The sequence below is a fragment of the Pseudomonas sp. genome (assembly GCF_050739655.1).
In the GTDB taxonomy this organism is placed as follows: Bacteria; Pseudomonadota; Gammaproteobacteria; order Pseudomonadales; family Pseudomonadaceae; genus Aquipseudomonas.
In genome coordinates, this window is the sequence record NZ_JBOIBY010000551.1 from 1 (window position 1) to 6,124 (window position 6,124).

The window sequence follows — 6,124 nt, forward strand, 5'->3', positions numbered from 1 at the left end:
CAGCCTTCGGCAGCTCCTACAGTGGATTTGTGCAATCCCGCCAAATGGGTTTCAGACAACAAAAAGCCCCGGCTCTTTCGAGTCGGGGCTTTTTGTTTTTGCGGGTTGAGGCTTACAGCGTCGGGTAGTCGATGTAACCCACTGGCCCCTTACCGTAGAACAACTCCGGACGCGGCTCGTTGAGCGGGGCGTCGGCTTTCAAGCGTGCCGGCAGGTCAGGGTTGGCAATGAACGGTACGCCGAAAGCCACCGCATCAGCCTTGCCGCTGGCCAGCCAGGCGTTGGCGCTGTCCTTGGTGAAGCGTTCGTTGGCAATGTACGGGCCGCCGAAGGCTTCCTTGAGTTGTGGACCCAGGCTGTCGGCACCTTCTTTTTCCCGCGAGCAGATAAAGGCGATGCCACGTTTGCCCAGTTCACGAGCGACGTAGGTGAAGGTCTCGGCGAGGTTGTCGTCGCCCATGTCATGGGAATCGGCGCGCGGAGCCAGGTGCACACCGACGCGGCCGGCGCCCCAGACTTCGATCGCGGCATCGGTCACTTCCAGCAACAGACGTGCACGGTTTTCCAAAGAGCCACCGTAGTTGTCGGTGCGCTGGTTGGTGCTGCTTTGCAGGAACTGGTCGAGCAGGTAACCGTTGGCACCGTGGATTTCCACGCCGTCGAAACCGGCGGCCTTGGCGTTTTCGGCGCCCGTGCGGTAAGCGTCGACGATGTCGGCGATTTCAGCGGTTTCCAGGGCGCGTGGGGTCGGGTAGTCGGACAGTGGACGAACCAGGCTGACGTGACCTTTTGGCTGGATGGCGCTCGGTGCAACCGGCGCTTCACCGTTGAGGTACAACGAGTGCGATACACGACCCACGTGCCACAGTTGCAGGAAAATCTTGCCGCCCGCGCCATGGATCGCCTTGGTCACGTTGGCCCAGCCACGCACCTGGTCGTTGGACCAGATGCCCGGGGTGTCCGGGTAGCCGACGCCCATCGGCGTGACCGAGGTGGCCTCGCTGAGGATCAGGCCAGCAGAGGCGCGCTGTACGTAGTATTCGGCCATCAGTGCGTTGGGTACGCGACCTTCGTCGGCGCGGCAGCGGGTCAGCGGTGCCATGATGATGCGGTTAGCCAGCTCGACGTCGCCCAGTTTGATCGGATCGAAAATAGTGGTCATCAAATCGCTCTCTTTTGAATATTAATGGGTAGCAGGGGCCAGCTCGGGATCACCGCTCTGACGGAAAGTAATCAGGGTCACCAGCAGGGCGAGCACGGCCAGTACGGCGGCCGCGAGCGGTACGCTGGTCAGGCCGAAGCCGTGGGCAATCACACTGCCGCCAACCCAGGCGCCCAAGGCGTTGCCGACGTTGAACGCGCCGATGTTCAGGGTCGAGACCAGGTTCGGTGCAGCCTTGCCGTAGGTCACCACGTTCACTTGCAGGGCAGGCACGGCGGCAAAACACGCGGTGGCCCAGAGGAACAGGGTGATTTCGGTCGGGATCAGCGCGACGCTGGTCCAGGTCAACACGGTGGACACCACGGCCATCGCGATGAAGACGCCGATCAGTGTCGCCGCCAGGCCCTTGTCAGCCAGTTTGCCGCCAATGATGTTGCCGACGGTCAGGCCCAGGCCGATGAGCATCAGGGTCCAGGTCACACCTTGGGGCGAAACGCCGGTGACTTCGCCCAACAGCGGCGCGACGTAGGTGAACAGTGTGAATACGGAGGCTGCGAACAACGCGGTCATGCTCAAGGACAACCAGATGCCGGCGCCCTTGAGGGCACGCAGTTCGGCGCGCATGTCGAGTTTTTCTTCATCGCGCTTGGCCGGCAAAAAGCGGATCAGGCCGATCAGCGCAATCACACCGATCACGGTCACTGCCCAAAAGGTCGAGCGCCAGCCAGCCTGTTGACCGAGCGCGGTACCCAACGGCACACCGAGCACGTTGGCCAGAGTCAGGCCAGTGAACATCAGGGCCACGGCCGAAGCGCGCTTGTTCGCAGGCACCAGGCCGGCGGCTACGACTGAACCGATACCGAAAAAGGCGCCATGACACAGGGCCGTCACCACGCGGGCAAACATCAGCACGTTGTAGTCACTGGCCACCGCGCAGAGCAGGTTGCCGATGATGAAAATGCCCATCAACGCCACCAGTGCTGCCTTGCGTGGCAGTTTGGCGGTGGCCAGCGCCATGAATGGCGCACCGATGGCCACGCCCAGGGCGTAACCCGTTACAAGCCAGCCGGCACCGGGGATCGACACACCCAGATCGGCCGCCACATTGGGCAACAAGCCCATGATCACGAACTCGGTGGTGCCGATGGCGAAGGCGCTCAAGGCCAATATAAGTAGCGAGAGGGGCATTTGTTTAATTCCTTTAGGCCGACTGACGTTAAGGGTCAGAGCTCTTTGCTGAAGATCTTGAGGAACTCCTGAATGGTTTCCTCATTACGTTTGAAGAAGTGCCACTGGCCGACTTTGCGGCTGCTGATCAGGCCGGCGCGTTGCAGGGTCGCCAGGTGTGCGGACACCGTGGACTGCGACAAACCGCAACGCTGATCGATCTGCCCGGCGCAAACGCCGTGCTCGTTGCTATGGGACTGGTCGGGGAATTCGACGGTCGGATCTTTGAGCCAGTGCAGGATGTCTCGCCGTACCGGATGCGCCAGGGCTTTTATTATTTCGTCGAGGTCAAGGTTCATGGTTGGGTGCTCGTGATCAGTAAAACGCTATATCGCGATGAAGCGAACTTTAAATCGCTATTTCGCGATATACCAATATGATTTTGCTCTGACGACAGAATAAATCGGTATATCGAGTTATAACGATACGTTGGGTGTAGATACCAGGGCGCAGTGCTAAGCTGCGCCCATGAACTATCTCGCACATCTTCATCTCGGTGGCCAGCGCCCCGGTCAATTGCTCGGCAGTCTGTATGGCGATTTCGTCAAAGGGCGGCTGCAAGGGCAGTTCGAGCCGGAGATCGAAACGGCCATCCAGCTGCATCGCAGCATCGACGTGTTCACCGATCGTCATCCTTTGGTGGACGCCTCGTTGTCGCGTTTTTCCCTCACGCGTCGGCGTTATGCCGGGATAGTCCTCGACGTGTTTTTCGACCATTGCCTGGCGCGCGACTGGCGGCTGTACGCCGATCGTCCACTGGAGGAGTTCACCTCGGACGTGTACCGGGTGCTGTCCAGCCAACAACAATTGCCGGAACGCCTGGCGAGGATTGCGCCGCACATGGTGGCCAATGACTGGTTGGGTTCGTACCAGGAATTCGAGGTGTTGGAGCAGGTACTGCGAGGGATTTCACGGCGCCTGACGCGGCCCGAGGAACTGGCGTTCGCGATGCAGGAATTGCGGCGGTTGTATGAACCGTTGAGCGAAGACTTTCGGTTGTTTTATCCGCAGTTGCAGGAATTTTCACAGATCTCGCAGACAGCCTAGGCACCTGTGGGAGCGGGCTTGCCCGCGATGACGGTGTGTCAGTCAAAGAGATGCCGACTGGTCCACCGCTATCGCGGGCAAGCCCGCTCCCACAGGGTTCCCGTGTATTCAAAAAATCAGGCGGCAATCGCAGGGCGCATGGGTGTTTGCTGTTTTTCCGGGATCGCCCCAAACAACGCCTTCTGCACCGCCTGCTGCGCCTCGAACGCCAGTGCCGCACGCTCACGACCTTCGCAGGCAATTGGCTTGAGCAGATGAATCTCCACCTCGCCCCGATCATTGGCAAACAGACGCATCAGGTGTGACAGCAAGTCATCATCACCAATGAACGGCGCCAGCGCGCATGGCTCGCCGTCACGCAGATAACGAATCGCCACCGGCTGCATGGCCACTTCGGAATCGATGGCGGCGGACAGCAGGCGACCGTGGAAGGTGCGCAGGGAGCGGCCATCGGTGGTGGTGCCTTCCGGGAACATCAGCAGCGGATGCGCCTGTTGCAGATGACGGGTCATCTGTTTGCGGATCAACTGGCTGTCGCCCGCGCCGCGACGGATAAACAGGCTGCCAGCCTTGGCCGCCAACCAGCCCGCCACCGGCCAGGTGCGCACTTCGGCCTTGGACAGGAAGGACAACGGCGTGAGCATTCCCAGCAATGGGATGTCAGTCCAGGACACATGATTGCTGACCCACAGCATCGGCGATTTCGGCAGCTCACCGCGCACGGTTACATCGAAGGGCAGGGCGTTGCTCAGGCGGGCCATGAAAAACCGCGACCAGCGCTGACGACGCGCCATCGAGTGGGCCATCCCAAGGCGCTCGAACAACCCGAACACACTGGCCATGCTCAAGCCCAGACTCACCACCAGCAACACTCGAGCGATTCGCGCGTATACGCGCAGTCGGCTCATTACACAGCCGCCTTGAAGTGTTTGGCGTAGCGCGGGCAGAGTTCATCGCGCTTGAGCAGGATGAACACGTCGGCCACCTGGAAATCTTCGTCCCAGCACGGCTCGCCGCAGATCTTCGCACCCAGGCGCATGTAAGCCTTGAGCAAAGGCGGCATTTCGGCGATCACGTTGGAAGGGATATCCAGCGCGGGTAGCGGTTTTATAGGCTCGGCGCGCAGGTGTTCGGTGCACAGGTAGCGTTCGCGCAGGCGCTGCATGATCGCGTGGGCCTGGATGCCGCCGTCGTGCATCGGAATGCTCGCGCAACCCATCAAGTAGCTGTAACCACCCTGGTTAAGCACTTCGGCCAATTCGCCCCACAGCACGGCGATGGTGCCGCCGTTGCGGTAGGCCGGGTCGACGCAGGTGCGGCCGATCTCCAGGATTGGGCCTTGCAGATTGACCAGGCCGTGCAGGCTGAATTCTTCTTCGCTGTAGAACTTGCCCAAGGTGCTGGCGGCCTTGTGGTCGAGCAAGCGAGTGGTCGCCACCAGACGCCCGGTGTTCAGGTCGCGCACGCCGATGTGGAAGCAGTGAACGTCGTAGTCATCCATGTCCAGACCCAATTCTGCGCCTTTGAGCCTGGCGTTGAATTCGCCGCTGAAGACGTTGAAGCGCAAGGCCTGGGCTTGCTGCAAAGCCTCGGCACCCACCAGGCGTTCGGCTTGCAGGCGGCGTTCGTTGCCGGTGTCGCTGATACGGGCGATCTGAGTCATGGCGATTCTCCGTGCGGGCTGCTCACCCGTCTTTGGGTTACAGCGGATCGACTTTCTTTATCCAGCCTTGTTGTGCAAAGTCAGGCTATGTAGCCCCGGTGTCATCGCCATTAAGCTTTGGTGATGCTTATATGACAGCCCAAAAGGAGCCTTCCATGCCCTGGCAAACCCTGCTGAATCGCCGTGATCGCCTGCCTGCCAACCCGGATCTGGGCGAAGGATTCGCGACGTTGTTACAGCATTTAGGCACCTTCACTCCGTTCGAATTGGCGGTGGCGGGCGCACGCTTGATGGCAACGCCGGGGCTGGCGTTTCTGGTTGGGTACCAGGCTGCGCTGCGCATGCTTTGGCCAAGTGCGCCACTGAGTCTGGGCGCCATGTGCGCGACCGAACAACGCAGCCTGCGCCCCGCCGACATGCAAACCCGGCTCAGTGGTTTGCGCCTGAGCGGATGCAAGGATTTCGTCACCGCAGGCGATGCCGCCGACTGGCTGCTGGTGGCCGCGCGCAGTGAAGAACCTGGCGACGATCCGCGCTTGAGCCTGGCGGTGATTTATCCCGGTGAGCCGGGCGTGCGGGTGGAACAACTGCCGGCGATACCGTTGATGCCGGACATCAGCCATGGCCGCTTGTTTTTGGATAATGCGTTGTGCGAACTGTTGGCGGGAGATGGTTGGGATGCTTACGTCAAACCGTTCCGCACCCTTGAAGACATCTATGTGCTGAGCGCCATGACAGCCTGGCTGTATGGCGTTGGCCAGGACAACGACTGGCCACAATCCTTGCAATTGCGCTTGCTGGCGCTCTTGGCCGGTTGCGCGGAAGTCAGCCGTCAAGCGCCAAGCCATCCGGCCGGGCATGTGTTGTTGGGTGGGTTGTTCGCGCAGTTCGAAGCGCTCAAGGCCGAGGTGAATCAGGCGTTGGCCGATGGGCCAGCAGAATGGGCGGCGATGTGGCAGCGGGATCGGGGGGTGATGGACCTGGCTGCGGGGGCGCGGGGCAAGCGTCTTGCCAAAGCATTGGCG

7 protein-coding genes are annotated in these 6,124 nt (G+C 60.9%); 2 read left to right on the forward strand and 5 right to left on the reverse strand.

Annotated features, from left to right (window positions below):
* Nucleotides 1-112 precede the first annotated feature (112 nt).
* Genes ACRESJ_RS26435 through ACRESJ_RS26445 form a run of 3 tightly spaced genes read right to left on the reverse strand, consistent with a single transcriptional unit; the run spans nucleotide 113 to nucleotide 2,688 of the window.
* Nucleotides 113-1,162 (reverse strand): alkene reductase, encoded by a 1,050-nt coding sequence (locus ACRESJ_RS26435; RefSeq protein WP_431760498.1) that lies wholly within the window; start codon nucleotides 1,160-1,162, stop codon nucleotides 113-115.
* A gap of 21 nt (nucleotides 1,163-1,183) precedes the next feature.
* Nucleotides 1,184-2,350, reverse strand: a complete 1,167-nt coding sequence (locus ACRESJ_RS26440; RefSeq protein ID WP_431760499.1) for an MFS transporter — start codon at nucleotides 2,348-2,350, stop codon at nucleotides 1,184-1,186.
* 35 nt (nucleotides 2,351-2,385) lie between these two features.
* Nucleotides 2,386-2,688 (reverse strand): ArsR/SmtB family transcription factor, encoded by a 303-nt coding sequence (locus ACRESJ_RS26445; RefSeq protein WP_130904349.1) that lies wholly within the window; start codon nucleotides 2,686-2,688, stop codon nucleotides 2,386-2,388.
* A 169-nt stretch (nucleotides 2,689-2,857) separates the two neighbouring features.
* Between ACRESJ_RS26445 and ACRESJ_RS26450 the strand changes: the two genes are divergently transcribed.
* On the forward strand, nucleotides 2,858-3,436 hold the full coding sequence (locus ACRESJ_RS26450) for an ACP phosphodiesterase (protein ID WP_431760500.1): 579 nt from the start codon (nucleotides 2,858-2,860) through the stop codon (nucleotides 3,434-3,436).
* Between the two features lie 116 nt (nucleotides 3,437-3,552).
* Here the strand turns inward: ACRESJ_RS26450 and ACRESJ_RS26455 are convergent, their stop codons facing one another.
* Entirely contained in the window at nucleotides 3,553-4,344 is a 792-nt protein-coding gene (locus tag ACRESJ_RS26455; RefSeq protein WP_431760501.1) for a lysophospholipid acyltransferase family protein, read from the reverse strand.
* Entirely contained in the window at nucleotides 4,344-5,099 is a 756-nt protein-coding gene (gene olsB / locus ACRESJ_RS26460; protein WP_431760502.1) for an L-ornithine N(alpha)-acyltransferase, read from the reverse strand. Before olsB ends, ACRESJ_RS26455 begins: the two co-directional genes overlap by 1 nt.
* Nucleotides 5,100-5,254: 155 nt before the next feature.
* Between olsB and ACRESJ_RS26465 the strand changes: the two genes are divergently transcribed.
* Nucleotides 5,255-6,124 (forward strand): acyl-CoA dehydrogenase (locus ACRESJ_RS26465; protein WP_431760503.1); only part of this gene is annotated, 870 nt, incomplete at its 3' end.